Genomic DNA, 17,593 nt, shown 5'->3' on the forward strand with positions numbered 1-17,593 from the left:
CCGACAGGGGGCTTGTCGTTGTTCTGGGGCCGTCTGTGGGCCGTCAGGGTGTCTCGGGAGGCGTCTTGGGCCCTGGGTAGATCGAGACGATGGCCTTCCGCGTGCGCTCGCGGCTGGTCGGCATCAAGTGGGCGTGCACCCGCAGCGTCAGGCCCGGGTCAGAGTGGCCCAGGTACTCCGCCAATGCCTTGATGTTCTCCCCGGCGTCCAGCAAGACCGAGGCGTAGAAGTGTCACAGGGCATGCATTCCGTGCTCGCGGGCCGCCACGTGGCTCTTCGCGCCTGCCTCCCGCTCGGGGATGACGCCTGCAACAACGAGGGCGGGCTTCCACTGGTCGGTGTTGAACATGTTCCGCCAGACGTGGTTGCCCAGGGGCGCCGTGAAGAGAAGTCGTTTCGTCACGAGCGGCCCGTTCGCCGTCTTCCACGGCAGTGTGATGTCCACCGGGCGGGAACTGCTTCATGTGAGCGCGTAGAGCATCCGCTACCGGACCCGGTAGGAGTACGTCCCTGAGCTTGCCGCCCTTGGGCGGGGCGAACACGGGCTTGCTGCGGCTCAGCTTGAGTTGCTGGACGACGTGCACGGTGTCCGCCCGAACCCGAGGCTGGACGAGCGGGAGGTGCTGTCGGCGATGCTGGACCGCGAACCGCACCTGGCCACCGACCGGCCAAGCCTGCTGGTGATCGCGGGCAAGGACTTCGCCTCCAAGGAGTTCGAGGCCGATCTGGCCTTCAGGGGCGCGGAGTTGCTGCGTCCTTCATTCAAGCGCGAGAAGAAGCGCAAGGGCGAGAGCCTCCTGAAGTCGGTGCGGCAGCTGATCGAGTCGGTCAACGTGCGGCCACGGCCACGGGCATAGGCGAGGAAGACCCCGCCTGGCGGTTCTCCGTCCGTCCCCCGGTTCCCGAGTACGGGCGTTGTACGCCCGCGGAGCGGACGATTGTGGCTGACATTCCCCGGGGCGGGGGATGTCTCGCGATACGGACGCGGTCCCGCCCCGACCGCGCCCCGGAGCGGGGGCGCGGCCAGGGCGGTCGGGGCTGTCAGGCGATGAGGTTGCCCCGGTCGTTCACGTACGGCAGGGACGCGAGCTGCCTGCGCCGCAAGGGAGCGCTCACGCTTCCCGTACCCCCGTAGAGGTACTGCGACGCCGCGCTGAAGGCGAGGAGGTCGGGGCGGCCGTCGCGGTCGCCGTCGCCGATGCCGGCGAGCTGGCCGTACTCGTTCCAGCCGGCGCCGACCTTCGTACGCGGCGCGAAGGTCCCGTCGCCCTTGCCCAGGTACAGCCAGAGGACACCGGCCTTGTCCCGGGCGAGGAGGTCGCCCGCCGGGGCGCCCGCGATGTTGCCGACGGCCGCGAGCTCGTTGTAGATCCCCCAGCCCGCGCCGATCTTCGTCCGCGCGGCGAACGGGGTGGTGGCGGAGCCGGTGCCCTTGTAGAGCCAGAGCACCCCGGCGGTGTCGGTGGCGAGCAGGTCGGGACGCCCGTCCCCGTTCAGGTCGCTGCCGCCCGCGATCTTGTCGTAGATCTGCCAGCCCGCGCCGACCTTCGCCCGGGTGGCGAAGCCGCCGCGGCCCGTCCCCTGGTAGAGCCACAGCACGCCGGCCTTGTCCCGGGCCACGAGGTCGCCGAACGCCGAGCCGCCGAGGTTCCCCGTCGCCTCGATCCGGTTGTAGATGTCCCAGCCGCCGCCGATCAGCTGGCGCGGCTGGGCCGTCAACTGGCCGTGCTCCTCGTAGAAAGTGGTGTCGCTCCGCCACAGGCGGCCGGAGCCGTCGCGGGAGAGCACGTCCGGGCTGCCGTTGTCGTCGAAGTCGTGCGGCGCGGTCTTGCGGGCGACGGTGAACGTGCCGAAGGCGGTCGCGGCCGGGCCGATGCCGTTGAGCGGCCGGGCGGTCAACTGCCAGGTGTAGTCACCGTTGTAGGCGCTCGCGTAGTCCGGTCCGATCTCACCGTCCCAGTGGAACGTCACGCTCGGGGCGTACGGGTGGCTGGTCGAGAACTCGCGGGTCTTCCCGGTCCGGACGTGGCGCAGGGTGACCTGCACGTCGACGTTGCTCCGGGACAGCCCCCAGGTGAGGTCCACCTCCCCGCCGTTCTTGTCGAGGTCGACAACGGCGGGGACGGTGTTGTCGGTGATGACGACGTGGGTGGGCTCGCCGGTGGTCGCCACCAGGGTGACGGACGGCACCCCGCCCGCACCGGGCACGATCTTGTAGAGGCCCTCGCCCTGGGCGAGGGTGCCTCCGCGTACGTACAGGCCGTCGGGGGCGGCCGCGGACGAGGTGAGGTGGTCGAGCAGCTTCACCTTCGTCCCGGTGGCCGGGTCGTACGCGGTGAGGGCGTGCAGCGGGTTCGTACCGCCGTCGGAGAGGCCGCCCGCCTCGCCGTACACCACCCAGCCGCCGACCAGGCCGATCTGGAGGTCGCCGGCCCACGCGTCCTCGACCGGGACCTCGCGGACGGTGCCGGTGGCCCGCTCCATGAGGAACACCGCCGGCTGGTCGGTGGCGTCGCCCTCGGTCCAGGCGACGTGCGTCTCCGAGACGGCGACATCGCCGTTGGAGGAGCCTGGCGTACGGTCGTGGATCTCGTCGACGACGCCCGTGGCGAGGTCGAGCAGGCCCCACTTCCCCACCGTGCCGACGGTGAACGTGACCAAGGCGTCCTCCGGGGTGCCCGGGGCGACTGCGATGCCGCTCGCACCCGCCGGGAGACCCGTGACGGTCACGGTGCCGTTCCCCTCCGAGGGGTGCGTGTGCTTCCGCAGCACCTTGCCGTCCGAGGACGTCGTGAAGACCGCGTTCGCCGCCGACCCGGCGTACACGGCACCGCCGAAGGCCGATCCGACGGGTACGTCGAGCACCGACATCGTGCTCAGGTTCCGGAGCGTGACCTGGTAGAGCATGGGAAAGACCAGGTAGTCCGTGGTCCGCGAGGACCGCAGGACGGCTCTGGACGACCCGTAGCCCTGCGAGGAACCGTTCGAGTACCGCGTCCAGGTCTTGTCGAACGTTCCCTCGGTCCGCGACAGGAAGCCGGTCAGTCCGGCATCGGTCAGCTTGGAGTTCTTCGGAAAGCTGATGACGTCGGCGGCGGTGTTCGCCGCGTCCGCCGTAGCCATCGCCGCCGCGTCCGACGTGGTGGTGGCGGCGTTCGCCGGGACGGACAGCGCGCCAGCACCGAGCGTGACGGCGAGAACGGCAGTGGTGGCGGCGAGGAGCCGCCGCCGGGTCGAGCGGGTGTGAACCACGTTCAGTTCTCCCTAAAAGCACCAGGCGCACCATGCGCCACACCTGTGTGACTCCTGATGGAGCGAAAAGTTGTACGAGAACCTGGCTCCCGTCCACCATGCCCCGAGGCTCGCCGCCCGGCGTGCTCCTCTTGCTTGTTCCGGCGGCCTTCCGGCAGCAGTCGGGGCCCGGTCTCTGGGCCCTCTCTGGGCCCTCCGAAGGCCACCAGGAACGACGGACAACGACCAGTGATGACCACCCGACGGCAGGTCAGTCAGGGTGCGTGGCCCTCTGACCAGGGGCAAATAATGGGCCCGCCAGACCCAGGGCAAGAAGAAGTAGCACGCCGAAAGCAAGCCCCCTGCCTGCGGTTTCTCCGTGGGTAGGGGGCTTGTTGCTGCCCTGGGGCCGTCGCTGGGCCGTCAGACGCCGTGTCGTGCAGGACCTGCGTCCTGTGGCGCATGTGGCCAAGGAGCTGGGAGTCTCGCGGCAGTGCGCCCACCGATGGGTGGCCCGCTTCCGGGCCGAGGGCTGGGACGGTCTGCGTGCCCGTTCCGAGGGGACGCAGCGGGGAGCCACAGGAAACGACGGGCCCGGCTGCGCTCTGTCCCAGGTCGGAGTCTCGGCAGGTCGGCCAGGGGCCGCATACGCCGTCTTCCGAACTGGGTACCTTTGAGCGGCGCTCGGTCACCGGATCAGGGCGACGACGGCTGCCTCGATGGGTTCGATGTCCGGATCACCATCAGCTGAGGTATCGACTTCAACGACGGCATCGACTCCACCCGGCGGATCGAAAATCGACCGCTTCATCTCGCCTCGCTGGAACTGAGATGAGAGCTGTCGGTCGACTCCCCCGCCTTTGGCCGCCCGGGCGCGGAGGCGCTCGCCGATGACCGAATCGCGGGCGACGACGTGAACAGCGAGCACTCGGGCGTCACATGCGAGTAGCGCATCCAGCAGCTTGCGCGACAACACGGAGGACTCCACGACGAAGCTCACCCCTGAGGAGGCGAGGAGCCGGGCTGCGTTGACCATCACGGCCTCAGCGCGGAGGCTCAAAGGACCGCCGGCGATGTGGAAGTCCGGGTTGAGCTGAACACCGCCGTCCTCGGCGACGGAAGCGGAGGACAGCCCGAGACCGACCTTGATCTCATCCCGGGTCAGGAACGGCACACCGAGGCGGCGCGCCGTTGCGCAGGCAACGGTGGTCTTTCCGGCCCCCGGGGACCCGCATACGGCGACCACCAACGGCCGTTCCGACCTCAACATCCGCCGATACTGCCGGATCTTGACCGTGCTGTCTACGAGCCGATCATGGCCGGCCGAGCAGCCCCCAGCGACCGCACCCGCCCGTAGTTCGCATCGAGGGAGCCCAAGGAACGGTGCTGTGGCCGTGCCACTCTCGCGCCAGAACGGACGGGGACTCACGGGGAACCGGGGTCCCCAGGGGTGAGTTCGGCCGGACTCTGCCCACGGTACGGAATCCGCAAGTCAAGCGCGTGATCGCCCCACCTCGTTCCTCAAGCGGTGATCGACCGCGGCCTGACCAGGCACCCGGGCCCCTGAAGTCTCCCGCTGCAAGCCCGATCCTCGCGGCCGGCGCCGCCTACGCGTCCGGATCCGGGAGCGACCGGCGCCACCGTCAACCGGAGGCCCGATACGCCCTCGTCACCAGATCCACCAAGTAGGTCCGCTCGGTCGAGCCCCCTGCCTGCGGTTCCTCCGCAGGCAGGGGGCTTGGTGCCGCACTGGGCATTTCAAGACCTCTGCCCGACGCCCGGCGAGTCGTTGGCCCGGTTATCGAACGCAGGAAATCTCAGCCAGCCATTCCGGGGCGTAGCACTTGACGAACGACCACTTCTGGTCCGAGTACTGGTCGTCCGTACTGTCGGTGTACACCTCAAGCCTGCCCTGCGGCGTCAAGCGGTAGTAGTCGCGGATCGAGTCTCCCTCCACGGTGGGATGGGTCACCTTCAGTTCTGCGCTCTCACCGCTCTCGAGGGCTCGCCGGAGGCAGACGATTTCCCGCACTGCCTCCTTCTGTATTTCCTCACCCTGATCCAGGCGCACCTCGCCACAACGCGAAAACTCGGTTCTGGACTCCCAGCGTTCCTTGACCGGATCGTTCACCATGCCGCAACCGGCAGCCAGCAAGGACATGGCCGTTACCGCGACGAGCCGCGCGCGGACCGAATCAGCTGCCGCACAGCGGCGATTGGCCCTTTTCTCACGTGTCATCCCGCGCCCCTTTCCGGCCGTTGGACGAGGCTCCGGAGAAACCGGTTCCGTGCGCTTGCGTGCCGGACCGAGCGGTCAGCCACGGTCGATCGGGGTGTGTGGTGACGCAGAGACCGCTGGTAGATCCGGCGCCCCTGTACGACAGTTGAACTGATCGGACAGCTCCCGCTCCGCTCCCTCCGCACCCAACGCCCGCCCGATGCGCGCCGCCAGCGTGTCCCACGGGCGGCAGGCGACCACCGGCAGAGCGTGCAGGCGGGCCTGGTCGCCGAGCCACCGCGAGTACTCCGCGCTGACCTGCGCCCGATGCCGCTGCTCTCCGCTGCCGGGCTCCCGGGAGGCGTAGTTGGCGGCGATCCGGTCCGGGTCCGCCTCGTGCAGGAACACCGCCCGCACGAGGCGGCCCGCCACCCGGCCCTCGTGGATCGCCGCCGCAGCGGCGGCCGGGGTGAGGTAGTCGCCCTCGACCACGGCTGGGACGTCGACGGTCAGGCGGTTGCGTACGACTCCCAACACCGCGGGCTCCAGGGCCCTGGCGGTGGCGATCTGGAGGTCCAGCACCTGCTCCGTGGCGAGTTGCGCGGTGTCGGGGATGTCATCGAAGTGGTGGAGAGCGGGGTGGTGTTCAGCCGTCGTCATGGCCTCGACGGCGCTCACTACGTCGTCGAACTCGACCACGAACCGCTTGGCCTCATCGGCCAGTTGCGCTGCGACCCGGCTCTTGCCGACGCCCGACGCCCCGCCGAGAAGCAATATGTCCCACGATGTTCCTGTCACGGGGCGAACGTATCGCGTGGGCTCCGTGTCGGCTGTGCGCCCTGGCGCTACCGTGGCGCGAGCACCGGCCCGCGCATGGACGGAGCCGACCGGACGGGCCGTGCGAAGAGAGCAAGGAGAGCGGGGAGAGCAATCATGGGCGAGCCCCTGAAGACCTACGTCGGCGGTGCCGAAGTCGACGTGCCCAACAGCATTCCGGACATCCGGGCCACGCTGCCCGAGGAGAGACGCGAGGAGTTCGACCGCGCCATCAATGGGGCCGGAGTGCACGAGATCCAGGCCGTGATGCGGCACTGGATGCTGGAGGCCGTGCCCGATCCCGAGGCCGAGCGGATCCTGGACCGGCTGGCGCGGGACGAGGCCGAGAGGCGGAGCGTCGCTTGAGCTTCCGTATTTCCTACGCCCCGCCCGCCGACGACACCCTGGCCAAGATGCGCGAAGGCGACACCTTCCGGGACGAGATGGCCCGCACCCTGGGGAGCGATCCGTACGGGCACGGGTCGTCCGCCGTCAAGAGTGAGCACGACCGGCGTGAGGCCACGGTCGCCGGGGCCATCGTGCTCTATTACGTCTCCGGGTCCGTCCTCACCGTTACCGTGGTGCGGCTGGTCCCGCTTCCCTGACTTCCGCCGCTCAGGCGAGCTTTGCGAGCTGCGCGTCGACCACCGCGGTCGGCAGTTCGAAGTCCTGGCCCGTGCCGGAAGCGGCCAGGTTGAGAGCGCTGAACGACGCGACCGTGGCGCCCTGGCGTGCCACGATCAGCTTGAGCGGGGCCTTCTCGCCGTCCTGTTCCACCGTCAGCGTCCAGGCGGCGGCCTCCTCACCGCCCGAGATCTTCTCCTCCTTGATCGTGACGACCTTCTGCTTCGTCCCGCCCGCGGTGAGGGTGAAGCCACCGGAGCACGCGGTCGCCGCGGTACGCAGGCTCCCGACGGTGTCCTGGGCGCCCTTGCCGTCGTACGAGGCGAGGGACGTCAGCGTCGTCGTGATGTCGAAGGCGGCGGTGAAGGCCTCGCCCGCGTCCGCGCTGTCCAACTTGTCCTTCTGGCCCTTCTTGGGCTCGCTGATCACCTTGCGCCGGTTGACCGCCGCGGGCGTGCCGAGCTCGGCGCCCATCAGCGCGTCGGCGAGAGGCTCACAGGCCTCCTTGTCCGCGGTGACGTCGGAGGCCGAGACCACATCGGCCTTGCCCGTATCGGCGACCTTGTACCCCTTGACGTCACCCTGGACCAGCGCGGCCTTGTCCAGCTCGGCGGCGGTCAGCGCCTTGGCAGCAGGCTGGGCCGCGGCGCTCTCCTTGCCCTTGCCGTCGGCGCCCTTGCTGCCGGAGTCGGAGTCTGCGCCACAGGCGGTGGCAAGCAGGGTCAGGGAGATCGCGCAGGCGGCGGCAAGGGCGGTACGGCGTATGGCAGTAGGTCTCATGTCGCAAACCCTATGAGCGAGCCATGGTTTGATGATCAACCAATGAGGGCACAGCCCTTGATCGTGATTGCGTTGTGATCATCCCGTGAAGGAGCTCTGTCCCCTGCCGAGCCGATCGGGAGCGGACGCTCCGGGACAACCCGGTCCCCGTGCACGGCGGTGATGCGGACGGGCCACCGCCACGCTCTCCGGCAGCGGCGACGGCACGGTTGAGTGCGGGGCGGCGTCGGCGGAGCCTTCGGGTACGGCGCCGTGGTGCAGGACGTCGGCGAGCGAGGTCAGTCGGCGGGCCGCTGAGTCAGGTGCGCGAACGCATCCAGGTTCCGCGTGGACTCGCCCCGCGACACCCGCCACGCGTACTCCTTGCGGATCGCGCTCGCGAAGCCCAGCTCCAGCAGCGTGTTGAAGGAGTCGTCGGCCGCTTCGAGGACCGTGCCGAGCAGCCGGTCCAGTTCCTCGGGCGTGACCACGGAGAGCGGCAGCCGGCCGACGAGGTAGATGTCGCCGAGCCGGTCGATCGCGTAACTCACTCCGAAGAGGCGGAGGTTGCGCTCCAGCAGCCAGCGGTGGACCGCCGCGTCGTTCTCGTCCGGGTGGCGGATGACGAACGCGTTGAGGGAGAGCGAGTGCTTGCCGACGATGAGCGAGCAGGTGGTGGACAGTTTGCGGGTACCGGGAAGCTTCACCACGTAGGTACCGCGGTCGGGGCTCTCCCATTCGAGCCCGGCGTCCTTCAGCGTCGCCTCGATGACCTGCGCTGTTGCCGCTTCGGCGGATACGTCAGCCATGGGGTGAGCGTACGTGAGGTGTGGTGCGGGCCTCCGTCGCCCCGGCGCGGGTGCGCGTCGGTCGTGGTGGGCGCGTACGTCAGACGTGGTGGCCGCGGACGCGACGGCGGTGTTCGTGCAGCGCCGCGGTGTACACGTCCGCGGTCGCGGACGCGGCCGTGCCCCAGCCGAAGCCCTGCGCATGCGCGGCCGCCGCCCCGCCCATCCGGGCGACGAGCTCCGGCGACTCGGCGAACCGGGCCAGCGCCTGCGCGTACGCCTCCGGGTCGTGTCCGGGGATCAGGAAACCGCTCGCCCCGTCCCGTACCGCCACCGGCAGCCCGCCCACGGCCGCCGCGACGACGGGGGTGCCCGCCGCCTGCGCCTCGATGGCGACCAGGCCGAAGGACTCGCTGTACGAGGGCATGACCAGCACGGACGCCGCCCGGAACCAGTCGGCGAGCTGGTCCTGGCCGACCGGCGGGTGGAACCGTACGACATCGGCGATCCCCAGCCGCGCCGCCAGCTTCTGCAGGCCCTCCGGCTTGGCGAGCCCGCTGCCGCTGGGGCCGCCGACCACCGGAACGACGATGCGGGAACGGAGCGAGGGGTTCCGGTCCAGCAGCACGGCCACCGCGCGCAGCAGCACATCGGGAGCCTTCAGCGGCTGGATGCGGCCCGCGAAGAGCGGTATGAGGGCGTCCTGGGGCAGTCCGAGGCGGGCCCGGGCGGCGGCCCGCCCGTCGGCGGGGCGGAAGCGGTCGAGGTTGACCCCGGGGTGCACGACGGCGACCGCCGCCGGATCGGCCTCGTAGAAGCGGACGAGCTCGTCCGCCTCCTCCGCGGTGTTCGCGATCAGCCGGTTCGCGGCATTGACGATCTGCGTCTCGCCGATGACCCGGGCGGCCGGCTCGGGGGTGTCGCCCTCGGCGAGCGCGGCGTTCTTCACCTTGGCCATGGTGTGCATGGCGTGGACGAGGGGAACGCCCCAGCGCTGCGCGGCGAGCCAGCCGACATGACCGGAGAGCCAGTAGTGGGAGTGGACCAGGTCGTAGTAGCCGGGCCGCTGGCCGGCCCAGGCCTGCATCACGCCGTGCGTGAAGGCGCAGAGCTGGGCGGGCAGGTCCTCCTTGGCCAGACCTTCGTACGGTCCCGCGTCGACGTGCCGGACCAGGACGCCGGACGACATCTCGACCGCCGGGGGCAGTGCGCCGGTGGTGGCCCGGGTGAAGATCTCCACCTCGATACCGATCGCGGCGAGCCGCTTGGCCAGCTCCACGATGTAGACGTTCATGCCGCCCGCGTCGCCCGTGCCCGGCTGGTGCAGCGGGGACGTGTGGACGGAGAGCATCGCGATGCGGCGGGGTTTGCGGTGGCTGCCGGGAAAGGTGCCGGGAAACCTGAGGCGCGGCGCCATACGGCTGCTGCCGAGCCGAGAGACGTACTGGCTCACGTCGTCCGGTCCTCCTCGCTCAGGGCATGACACCGAAGGGACACGGAGCCCCTTCGAAAAGCTGGAACAGCGGAATACGCCCTTTCATTTCCGCTTTACCAAATCATTACGCCCGACCACGGCGCGTCACCACGCATGCCCGGACGCGACGGCCCTGCAGGTCGCCACCGTTAGGCTCGCTGCCATGCGCCCCATCGGCACCGCGACCCGCGGGACCACCAACCCGAACCGGCTCCGCCGCATGGACCGCTGGATCGCCGCCACGCACGGTCCGGCCCTGCGCCGCTCCGACGCCCCCGTCGCCGTCGACCTCGGGTACGGGGCCGCGCCCTGGACCGCCGTGGAGCTGCTGCACCGCCTGCGCACCGCCGAACCGCGCACGGCGGTCGTCGGCATCGAGATCGACCCGGAGCGGGTCGCGGCGGCGAAACCGTACGAGGAAGAGGGGCTCACCTTCGTCCACGGCGGCTTCGAGATCCCGCTGGCCTGCCGCCCCACCCTCATCCGGGCGGCGAACGTGCTGCGTCAGTACGACGAGGGTGAGGTCGCCGCGGTCTGGCAGCGGCTCTGCGCCCGGCTCGGACCCGACGGGCTGCTGGTGGAAGGCACCTGCGACGAGATCGGGCGCCGCCATGTGTGGGTGGCGCTCGGCCCGGAGGGCCCGCGCACGGTGACGTTCGCGACCCGCCTCGGCTCCCTGGACCGCCCCTCCGATCTCGCGGAACGACTCCCCAAGGCGCTGATCCACCGCAATGTGCCGGGCGAACCGGTCCACGCGTTCCTGCGCGACTTCGACCGGGCGTGGGCCGCCGCGGCGCCGTACGCCTCGCTGGGCGCGCGGCAGCGCTGGATCACCGCGGTGCGTTCGCTTTCCGGCGACTGGCCGCTGACGGACGGGGTACGGCGGTGGCGGCAGGGTGAAGTCACGGTGAAATGGGCGGCTCTGCGGCCCGAACCCGGCCGTTTCTGAACGAGAGTGATTCGAGGGACACCCGGGAACGCGGACGGGGCGTCGTTCGTCCCAGACGAGGGGGAGCGATCCCGCACGGCCGGCATGACCCGTGTGACCCGAGTGCCCGTCAGGACAGGAGCTGTCTGCCTCTGTTGTTTTTCGGTACGGCATGGCACGATCTCGACGTCGCAAAAAGTTACTGACGGTAAATCAGATCCGTTCGGAGGGGGAGCTCGTGAACCGACGCCACTGTGCCGCTGCCGCGATCATTCTGGTCTGCACGCTGACCGTACTGACCGCGCCGACCCAGGCATTCGCGGCGCCCGCACCGCCCTCCCCCACCGCCTCTCCCGAAGCGCCGAAGAAGAGCCTCGAAGAGGTGCGCAAGGAGATAGACGCCCTCTACCTCAAGGCCGGGGCGGCCACCGATGCGTACAACCTCGCCGACGAGCAGGCCAAGAAGCAGTCCGGCGAGATCGTCGAACTGGCGAAGGCGATCGTCGACGGACAGGCGAAGATCGCCGACCTCAAGAGCAAGGCGGGCGCCCAGGCCCGCGAGCAGTACCGGACCGGCGGGCTGCCGCCGGGCGCGCAACTGATGCTCAGCGACGACCCGCAGATGTTCATGGACGGCATCAACCGGGTCTGGCAGGGCCAGCAGGCAGCCAAGGGAGTCCTCGGTGAACTGACCAGGACCCAGGCGGACTTGGAGATGTACACCAAGGACGCGAGCACCAACTGGAAGAAGCTCGAAGCCAACCGGATCAAGCAGGCCAAGGCCAAGAAGCAGATCAACGCGCAGATCGCCGCCGCGAAGAAGCTGGAATCACAGCTGGAGAAGGAGGAGCGGGCCCGTCTCCTCGAGCTGGAGCGGGAGGCGGCATACCGGGCACAGACCGCCTGGCTCGGCTCCGGCGCCCTCAAGGAGATCAACCGCGAGGCGAGCGAGCGCGGCACGAAGGCGGTGGCCTTCGCGACGTCGCAGATCGGCAAGCCGTACGAATGGGGGGCCGAAGGCCCGGGATCGTACGACTGCTCCGGGCTGACGTCCCAGGCGTGGGCGGCAGCAGGACGGCCGATCCCGCGCACCTCGCAGGAACAGTGGCGGCAGCTCCCGCACATCGCGATCAAGGACATGCGCCCCGGCGACCTGATCATCTACCACGGTGACGCCAGCCATGTGGGGATGTACATCGGCGACGGCGCGATCGTGCACGCACCGCGCCCGGGCCGGAATGTCACGCTGGCGGGCGCGGGCTCGATGGAGATCCTCGGGGTGGTCCGCCCGGACAAGTGAGGGCCCCCGCACCAGCCACCCGCGTCCAGTGACCCGGACCACGCAACCACGCAACGGCACCCGGTGACCGGGACCACGCGCGCGCCGTGAGCCACGCCACCCCCGGCCCCACCGCGGGGTGATGTTTGTCATGACTCCCCACCCGGTCCCTGGCGGGCACATCGCGCCGGATCCGTGACGGGACGCGGCTTATGGCTCCGCATATGCCAGGGGTCGGTTGCCGTTCGCCATTCCGTTCGTCTGTCCGGTACCGCTATCGTCCCGGTCTGGCGGGTCGTCGATCGTCGTTCCGCCGCGCCCTCGGGGGGAGGGAAGGAAACCGAACCGATGCCCGTACCCGTACCGCAGCAGCGCGCCGTTCCCGCTGTGGAAACCACCCACGTCACCGACCTCACCCTCCTGGTGATCGAGGACGACCCGGCGGGCACCTTCACCGTCCCCGAGCTCCCGGCCGCGGCCGGCACCCGGGTGCGCATCCGCACCGCCCGCAATCTGACCGAGGCGGGCCGCCTCCTCACGGACGACGTCGACTGCATCCTGCTGGACCTGGCTCTGCCGCCCAGCAGCGAGACACGCGCCGGCGAGGGCGCCGAGGGGCCTGCCGGGCTCGCCACCCTCACGCACGTCCTGCGCATCGCACCGCGCCACGCCGTCCTCGCGCTCACCGTGGAGGACGACACCGAGCTGGCCGCCGAAGCGGTGCGTGTCGGCGCCCAGGACTATCTCCTCCGCGGCGAACTCGACGGACGGCTGCTCACCCGCGCCATCCGCTACGCCGTCGAACGCAAGCGCGCCGACGTGGCGCAGCACCAGCTCACCGAGTCGAAGCTGCGCGCCCAGGAGAACGCCCGACTGGAACGCGGGCTGCTGCCCACCCCCCTGCTCCAGGGCTCCGACCTCCGCTTCGCCGCCCGCTACCGACCAGGACGCAGCCGCGCACTGCTCGGCGGGGACTTCTACGACACGGTGCGTACGCCCGACGGCACCGTCCACGCGATGATCGGCGACGTCTGCGGCCACGGCCCGGACGAGGCGGCGCTCGGCGTCGAACTGCGCATAGCGTGGCGGGCATTGACGCTCGCCGGGCTCTGCGGGGACGAGCTGCTCTCCACGCTCCAGCAGGTCCTGGAGCACGAGCGGGAGAGCGAGGAGATCTTCGCGACGCTCTGCACCGTCGACATCACCCCTGACGGGCGCCACGCAGGTCTCTGCCTGGCGGGCCACCCCGCGCCGCTGATCGCCCGCCATGGACGGGCGGCACAGCTGCTCCCGTACGAGAACGGCGGGCCGGCCCTGGGGCTGCTGCCGCGCGCCCGCTGGCCGCGCAGGCAGGTCGAACTCGGTGGCTCCTGGAGCCTGATGATGTACACGGATGGTCTGATCGAAGGCCGCGTCGGGGCGAACGAGACGCAGCGGCTCGGCCAGGACGGCATGGTCGCGATGATCAACCGTCAACTGGCGGAGGGGCTCACCGGAGAGGCACTGCTGGAAGCCGCCGTGAACGAGGTCCGGGAGCTGAACGGCGGCGAACTGACCGACGACGTGGCGATCCTGCTGCTCGACCGCGACCGGAGCGGCAACCGGGGCCGCAGCCGGAGCACGTCGCTCCCCCGCCCCCGACCCGGACCGGCGCCGTCACCTGCGAACGCTCAGCGCCCGCCGTTGTAGGGCCCGTACGGCCCGTCACTGCTGGAACCGCCGCGTCGGCCACCGCCGCCGGAGACCGCCTTGAGTGCGGGCCGTACGTCGACCATGAAGACGATCGACGCGACCGCGCCCGCGAGCTGCAGGAACAGCATCGGCACGAAGAGGTTCACGGCAACGGCGATGCCGAGAATGATCACCCAGAAGGACTTCTTCTGCTTGTCCGCGGCACGATAGGCGTCCTCGCGGGCCGTCGCGGCCAGGAGCAGTGCGACCACGGCCAGGACAAGCATGATCATGTAGAGCAGCCAGAAGAGCGTGCTGAATCCTGTGAGCAACATGGTGTGCACCGCCTAGTAAGTGGATGAGCGCCTCGCGGCCAAGGTACCGGGACAACGAGCCGGCCACCCCGAAAGGTGCCCGCCCCGCGCCCCGGTACACACCGTCCGCAGTGCTACTTGGCGGTCGGCGGCGTGGGCTTCTTCGCCGCGGGCTTGCGCGCGGGCGCCTCCACGGGCTTGCGCGCAGGCGCCTTCTTGGCGGGCGCGGCCGACGTGCGGGGCTCCGTCCTGGCAGCGGTCTTCGGCTCGCTCTTGGCGGCGGGCTCCGCCTTCGGCTTCGGCTTCGGCCCGGACTCCCGCCGCGGCTCGACGACGACAGCGATCTCGACGATCTCCTCGGCGGTCTCGCCGCGCCACGTCCGCACCGTCTGCTCGCCGCGCTCAGCAACCTTCTCGTACGTCTCCCGGGCCCGTACCGCGTACTCCGCGGCCACTCCCAGGCTGCGCAGCGCCAGGTCCTGGGCCGACTCGCTGAGCTTCTTCAGATCGGTGTCGAGCGACCCGAGCACCTCGGAGACCTTGGCCTGCACGGTGGCCTGCGCCTCCCTGGCCTGCGTGGTCACCTTCTCCTGGACGGCCTTGGGGTCCGCGTTGCGCACGGCCTCGATCCGCTCGGGCGCCTCGGCCCGCAGCTGCTCGATCAGGGCCGGAACCTTCCGCGCCTGCTCTACGGCGAGGTCCGCCGTACCGGCGGCGAAGTAGAGGGGGGTCGGGTCGGTGAGGGTCTTACGCAGGTCATCGGTGATGGCCATGACTGTGGTCCTCCCGGATCATCAGACTCAGTGTGAGGGTGGTGAAGGCTTTGAAGCTGTATCGGCATCCGTGCCGTCCGCGCTGAGGCCGGATTCGTCACCGGGGTCCCCCGGGACGGTCTCGAACCCGTTCTCCTTGCGGAAGGAGTCGTAGATCTGCAGCAACACGTTCTTCTGCCGCTCGTTTATCGAGGGATCGGCCAGAATGACCGCCCGGGTCTCCAGCTCCTCCCGCTCCCGCTCGTCCAGAATCCCGGCCCGTACATAGAGGGTCTCGGCGGAGATCCGCAGGGCCTTGGCGACCTGCTGCAGCACCTCGGCGCTCGGCTTGCGCAGCCCGCGTTCGATCTGGCTGAGATACGGATTGGACACTCCGGCGGCATCGGCGAGCTGCCGCAGCGACAGCTGCGCATTGCGACGCTGATCGCGCAGGTACTCACCGAGATTGCCGACGTTGAGTGATGCCATGACTCGATAGTGCGCCACCGCTGCTAACTATTGCAAGCACATGCTTGCAATAGTGTTCCGCGCCACGTGTGGCTCCGACCGTGAGGACTCCGCGCGCCTGTCCGTTCCCTGTTTTTCTGCGGTTTCCCGCCGGGTCTGCGGTGTGAAGTGAACGAGTCCCGGACAACCTGCGCAGCGAGCTGCCCCACCGGCCCGCGAGGAGGATCGGACCGGATTCCGGCGGGCGGTTTGAGGGTCGCGTTCAGCGCAGGCGTCCGTGCGTTCGCCTGACGGCGGTGGTTTTGCCGGAAGGGGCCGCGGCGGTGCCGTACTACCTCGTGGAACCGTGGCGAGCTGTTGGTGCCGGCACTCTCGCGCTTGGCAGTCAGGATGGCTGGACTTGGTCGAAGAGGGCGAGGGCTTCGGCGGGGTCCGGGCTCACGAGGCGTTCCAGACCGGCCGTCGTGATCTTCGCCCACCTGCCGGCCCGTGCCCACATCTGTTCCTCGAAGGCGCGGACGGTCTCATCCAGATCCCCAGGGCCGGTGGCGGTGGCTATGGACTCGGCGAGTTCGGCGCCTTCCAGCATCGCGAGGTTCGCGCCCGCTCCCAACGGAGGCATCAGATGGGCGGCGTCGCCCAGGAGCGTCACCCCGGGGACGTGGGTCCAGGTGTGGGACACGGGCAGAACGTAGAGAGGGCGGTGGACGAAAGCGGTGCCGGGGCGGAGGAGGCCGAGGACGGGAGCGGCCCAGCCGTCGAACAGAGCCAGCAGCCCCGATCGCACGGCCTCGACGTCGGCCAGGTTCAGGTTCGCGTGCCAGTCCAGCGGCGCGCGGAACTGGGCGTATACCTTGACGTGGCCGCCGCTGTTGCGCTGGGCGACGAGTGCTCGGTTCACGCCGTACACAGCCAAGGAACCGTCGCCGATCAATCGGGCGAGGTCCGGGTGGCGGGTGTCGACGTCGTCGAAAGAGGTCTCGACTGAGGTGACGCCGGTGTAGTGCGGCGTCACCGACGAGACTGCCGGGCGAACCCGGGACCAGGCGCCGTCCGCGCCGACCACGAGGTCGAACGCTTCCTGTCGCCCGTCCGCGAAATGGACCAGTATGCCGTCCCGGGTCCCCGGCACCACCTGCGTCACGCCCCGGCCCCACTGGACGTCGAGAGGGCCGAGCAGCAGGTCACGGAGTTGACTGCGGTCGATCTCGGGATTGGCCCGGTCATCTGGACGGGGTTGCCAGTCGCGCAGGACGGCTCCGTCCGTGTCCAGGATGCGCATGGCCTGCCCCTCGGGACGGGACAGCGCCCGGAACTCCGCCAGCAGCCCCGCCTTGTCCAGCGCGAGCTGGCCCAGCCCTTCGTGCAGGTCCAGCGTGCCGCCCGGGGGGCGGGCGTCGGGGGCGGGATCGCGTTCGAGGACGGCGGCAGGGTGGCCATGGCGGTGTAGGACACGGGCGAAGGTGAGGCCGGCAGGACCGCTCCCGACCACGGCGATACGAAGTCTCATGGCGATACACTGTATTTGTCCAATACGCTGCATCGCAACAGTACGATGTGACCATGACTGTGTGGGACCGGCCGGAGCCGCCGACTCGCCCCGTGCCGCTCGACCGGGAGCGGATCGTGGCCACCGCCATCACACTGGCCGACGAGGGTGGGTTGGAGGCGGTGTCGTTGCGCAAGGTCGCCGGCCGGCTGAACGCCGGACCGATGCGGCTGTACGGATACATCTCCACCAAGGAGGAGCTGTTCGACCTCATGGTGGACGAGGTCTACGCCGAGATTCTCCCCGAGGAGCAGCGCGCTGACTGGCGGGAGGCGCTGCGCGACCTCGCCCACCGCACCAGGCAGGCAGCTCTCCGTCACGAATGGCTGGCCGACCTGCTCGGCCGCCGCCCGGCCCTGGGCCCGAACGGCCTCGCCGTGACCGAGGCCACGCTGGCCGCCCTCGACGGCCTCACCGACATCGACACCGTCATGCGGGCCGTGGAGACGGTCAGTGCCTACTTCACCGGCGCGATCAGGCGCGAGATCACGAACCTGCGGGCCGAGCGCGCCACGGGCCTGTCCAAGCACGACTGGCAGCGCGCCCACGGCCCGCATGTGACAAGAATGCTGGCCACGGGCCGCTTCCCGGCACTGGCCAAGGCCGTGTACGACGGCACGGATGTGGACGCCGAGACATCCTTCGCGACCGGCTTGGACTGGGTCCTCGACGCCGTGGCCGCCAAACTCACCCGGCCGTCGACGTGACGCTCAGCTCCTGCC

18 protein-coding genes and 2 pseudogenes are annotated in these 17,593 nt (G+C 70.0%); 8 read left to right on the forward strand and 12 right to left on the reverse strand.

Annotated features, from left to right (window positions below; genetic code table 11):
- Positions 1–43 precede the first annotated feature (43 nt).
- Positions 44–593: pseudogene (locus AB0915_RS16600) on the reverse strand (site-specific integrase); the annotation flags it as partial.
- Here AB0915_RS16600 and AB0915_RS16605 point away from each other — a divergent pair.
- Positions 579–857: a hypothetical protein gene (locus tag AB0915_RS16605; protein WP_366691820.1), complete on the forward strand. Its 279-nt coding sequence runs from the start codon at positions 579–581 to the stop codon at positions 855–857. The pseudogene AB0915_RS16600 and the gene AB0915_RS16605 sit on opposite strands and share 15 nt — an antisense overlap.
- A 184-nt stretch (positions 858–1,041) precedes the next feature.
- Here the strand turns inward: AB0915_RS16605 and AB0915_RS16610 are convergent, their stop codons facing one another.
- On the reverse strand, positions 1,042–3,252 hold the full coding sequence (locus AB0915_RS16610) for a VCBS repeat-containing protein (RefSeq protein ID WP_366691772.1): 2,211 nt from the start codon (positions 3,250–3,252) through the stop codon (positions 1,042–1,044).
- Between the two features lie 371 nt (positions 3,253–3,623).
- On the opposite strand from AB0915_RS16610, the pseudogene AB0915_RS16615 reads away from it, so the two are divergent.
- Positions 3,624–3,788: pseudogene (locus AB0915_RS16615) on the forward strand (leucine zipper domain-containing protein); the annotation flags it as partial.
- A 131-nt stretch (positions 3,789–3,919) separates the two neighbouring features.
- On the opposite strand, the gene AB0915_RS16620 reads toward AB0915_RS16615, so the two are convergent.
- The 3 genes from AB0915_RS16620 to AB0915_RS16630 all read right to left on the reverse strand — a co-directional run bounded on the left by AB0915_RS16620 (position 3,920) and on the right by AB0915_RS16630 (position 6,247).
- Entirely contained in the window at positions 3,920–4,477 is a 558-nt protein-coding gene (locus AB0915_RS16620; RefSeq protein ID WP_366691818.1) for an AAA family ATPase, read from the reverse strand.
- 552 nt (positions 4,478–5,029) lie between these two features.
- Complete coding sequence (locus tag AB0915_RS16625; protein ID WP_366691773.1) at positions 5,030–5,470, reverse strand: hypothetical protein; 441 nt, start codon at positions 5,468–5,470, stop codon at positions 5,030–5,032.
- 75 nt (positions 5,471–5,545) lie between these two features.
- Positions 5,546–6,247: an AAA family ATPase gene (locus AB0915_RS16630; RefSeq protein WP_366691774.1), complete on the reverse strand. Its 702-nt coding sequence runs from the start codon at positions 6,245–6,247 to the stop codon at positions 5,546–5,548.
- A gap of 135 nt (positions 6,248–6,382) precedes the next feature.
- Between AB0915_RS16630 and AB0915_RS16635 the strand changes: the two genes are divergently transcribed.
- Positions 6,383–6,631 (forward strand): hypothetical protein, encoded by a 249-nt coding sequence (locus AB0915_RS16635; protein ID WP_366691775.1) that lies wholly within the window; start codon positions 6,383–6,385, stop codon positions 6,629–6,631.
- Positions 6,628–6,870 (forward strand): hypothetical protein, encoded by a 243-nt coding sequence (locus AB0915_RS16640; protein ID WP_266983174.1) that lies wholly within the window; start codon positions 6,628–6,630, stop codon positions 6,868–6,870. Before AB0915_RS16635 ends, AB0915_RS16640 begins: the two co-directional genes overlap by 4 nt.
- A 10-nt stretch (positions 6,871–6,880) precedes the next feature.
- Here the strand turns inward: AB0915_RS16640 and AB0915_RS16645 are convergent, their stop codons facing one another.
- From AB0915_RS16645 to mshA, 3 genes are all read right to left on the reverse strand, one after another.
- Complete coding sequence (locus tag AB0915_RS16645) at positions 6,881–7,669, reverse strand: hypothetical protein (RefSeq protein WP_366691776.1); 789 nt, start codon at positions 7,667–7,669, stop codon at positions 6,881–6,883.
- 278 nt (positions 7,670–7,947) lie between these two features.
- Positions 7,948–8,457: a YbjN domain-containing protein gene (locus AB0915_RS16650; RefSeq protein ID WP_366691777.1), complete on the reverse strand. Its 510-nt coding sequence runs from the start codon at positions 8,455–8,457 to the stop codon at positions 7,948–7,950.
- A 79-nt stretch (positions 8,458–8,536) separates the two neighbouring features.
- Complete coding sequence (gene mshA, locus AB0915_RS16655) at positions 8,537–9,889, reverse strand: D-inositol-3-phosphate glycosyltransferase (RefSeq protein ID WP_366691778.1); 1,353 nt, start codon at positions 9,887–9,889, stop codon at positions 8,537–8,539.
- A gap of 184 nt (positions 9,890–10,073) precedes the next feature.
- Between mshA and AB0915_RS16660 the strand changes: the two genes are divergently transcribed.
- The 3 genes from AB0915_RS16660 (at position 10,074) to AB0915_RS16670 (ending at position 13,806) form a co-directional block, all read left to right on the forward strand.
- Positions 10,074–10,859: a class I SAM-dependent methyltransferase gene (locus AB0915_RS16660; RefSeq protein ID WP_366691779.1), complete on the forward strand. Its 786-nt coding sequence runs from the start codon at positions 10,074–10,076 to the stop codon at positions 10,857–10,859.
- Between the two features lie 217 nt (positions 10,860–11,076).
- On the forward strand, positions 11,077–12,138 hold the full coding sequence (locus AB0915_RS16665; RefSeq protein ID WP_366691780.1) for an NlpC/P60 family protein: 1,062 nt from the start codon (positions 11,077–11,079) through the stop codon (positions 12,136–12,138).
- Positions 12,139–12,465: 327 nt separating this feature from the next.
- Positions 12,466–13,806, forward strand: coding sequence for a fused response regulator/phosphatase (locus tag AB0915_RS16670; protein ID WP_366691781.1), 1,341 nt, complete (start codon positions 12,466–12,468; stop codon positions 13,804–13,806).
- Here AB0915_RS16670 and AB0915_RS16675 read toward each other — a convergent pair.
- The 4 genes from AB0915_RS16675 to AB0915_RS16690 all read right to left on the reverse strand — a co-directional run bounded on the left by AB0915_RS16675 (position 13,788) and on the right by AB0915_RS16690 (position 16,832).
- Entirely contained in the window at positions 13,788–14,123 is a 336-nt protein-coding gene (locus tag AB0915_RS16675; protein WP_366691782.1) for a DUF2516 family protein, read from the reverse strand. The two genes, AB0915_RS16670 and AB0915_RS16675, sit on opposite strands and share 19 nt — an antisense overlap.
- 113 nt (positions 14,124–14,236) lie before the next feature.
- Positions 14,237–14,875: a hypothetical protein gene (locus AB0915_RS16680; RefSeq protein ID WP_366691783.1), complete on the reverse strand. Its 639-nt coding sequence runs from the start codon at positions 14,873–14,875 to the stop codon at positions 14,237–14,239.
- 27 nt (positions 14,876–14,902) lie between these two features.
- Positions 14,903–15,343, reverse strand: a complete 441-nt coding sequence (locus AB0915_RS16685) for a helix-turn-helix transcriptional regulator (protein ID WP_366691784.1) — start codon at positions 15,341–15,343, stop codon at positions 14,903–14,905.
- A gap of 364 nt (positions 15,344–15,707) precedes the next feature.
- Positions 15,708–16,832 carry an NAD(P)/FAD-dependent oxidoreductase gene (locus tag AB0915_RS16690; protein ID WP_366691785.1) on the reverse strand — a complete coding sequence of 375 codons (1,125 nt, stop codon included), beginning with the start codon at positions 16,830–16,832 and terminating at the stop codon, positions 15,708–15,710.
- Positions 16,833–16,885: 53 nt separating this feature from the next.
- Between AB0915_RS16690 and AB0915_RS16695 the strand changes: the two genes are divergently transcribed.
- On the forward strand, positions 16,886–17,578 hold the full coding sequence (locus tag AB0915_RS16695; RefSeq protein ID WP_366691786.1) for a TetR/AcrR family transcriptional regulator C-terminal domain-containing protein: 693 nt from the start codon (positions 16,886–16,888) through the stop codon (positions 17,576–17,578).
- Positions 17,579–17,593 lie beyond the last annotated feature (15 nt).

It is taken from the genome of Streptomyces sp. NPDC048411 (assembly GCF_040704695.1).
Lineage (GTDB): Bacteria > Actinomycetota > Actinomycetes > Streptomycetales > Streptomycetaceae > Streptomyces.

Bases quoted from the DNA above. Each gene is read 5' to 3' on its own strand.
- AB0915_RS16675 (WP_366691782.1), bottom strand. From the start codon at position 14,123: ATGTTGCTCACAGGATTCAGCACGCTCTTCTGGCTGCTCTACATGATC.
- AB0915_RS16650 (WP_366691777.1), bottom strand. From the start codon at position 8,457: ATGGCTGACGTATCCGCCGAAGCGGCAACAGCGCAGGTCATCGAGGCG.
- AB0915_RS16635 (WP_366691775.1), top strand. From the start codon at position 6,383: ATGGGCGAGCCCCTGAAGACCTACGTCGGCGGTGCCGAAGTCGACGTG.
- AB0915_RS16680 (WP_366691783.1), bottom strand. From the start codon at position 14,875: ATGGCCATCACCGATGACCTGCGTAAGACCCTCACCGACCCGACCCCC.
- AB0915_RS16660 (WP_366691779.1), top strand. From the start codon at position 10,074: ATGCGCCCCATCGGCACCGCGACCCGCGGGACCACCAACCCGAACCGG.
- AB0915_RS16690 (WP_366691785.1), bottom strand. From the start codon at position 16,832: ATGAGACTTCGTATCGCCGTGGTCGGGAGCGGTCCTGCCGGCCTCACC.
- AB0915_RS16670 (WP_366691781.1), top strand. From the start codon at position 12,466: ATGCCCGTACCCGTACCGCAGCAGCGCGCCGTTCCCGCTGTGGAAACC.
- AB0915_RS16695 (WP_366691786.1), top strand. From the start codon at position 16,886: ATGACTGTGTGGGACCGGCCGGAGCCGCCGACTCGCCCCGTGCCGCTC.
- AB0915_RS16625 (WP_366691773.1), bottom strand. From the start codon at position 5,470: ATGACACGTGAGAAAAGGGCCAATCGCCGCTGTGCGGCAGCTGATTCG.
- AB0915_RS16685 (WP_366691784.1), bottom strand. From the start codon at position 15,343: ATGGCATCACTCAACGTCGGCAATCTCGGTGAGTACCTGCGCGATCAG.
- AB0915_RS16645 (WP_366691776.1), bottom strand. From the start codon at position 7,669: ATGAGACCTACTGCCATACGCCGTACCGCCCTTGCCGCCGCCTGCGCG.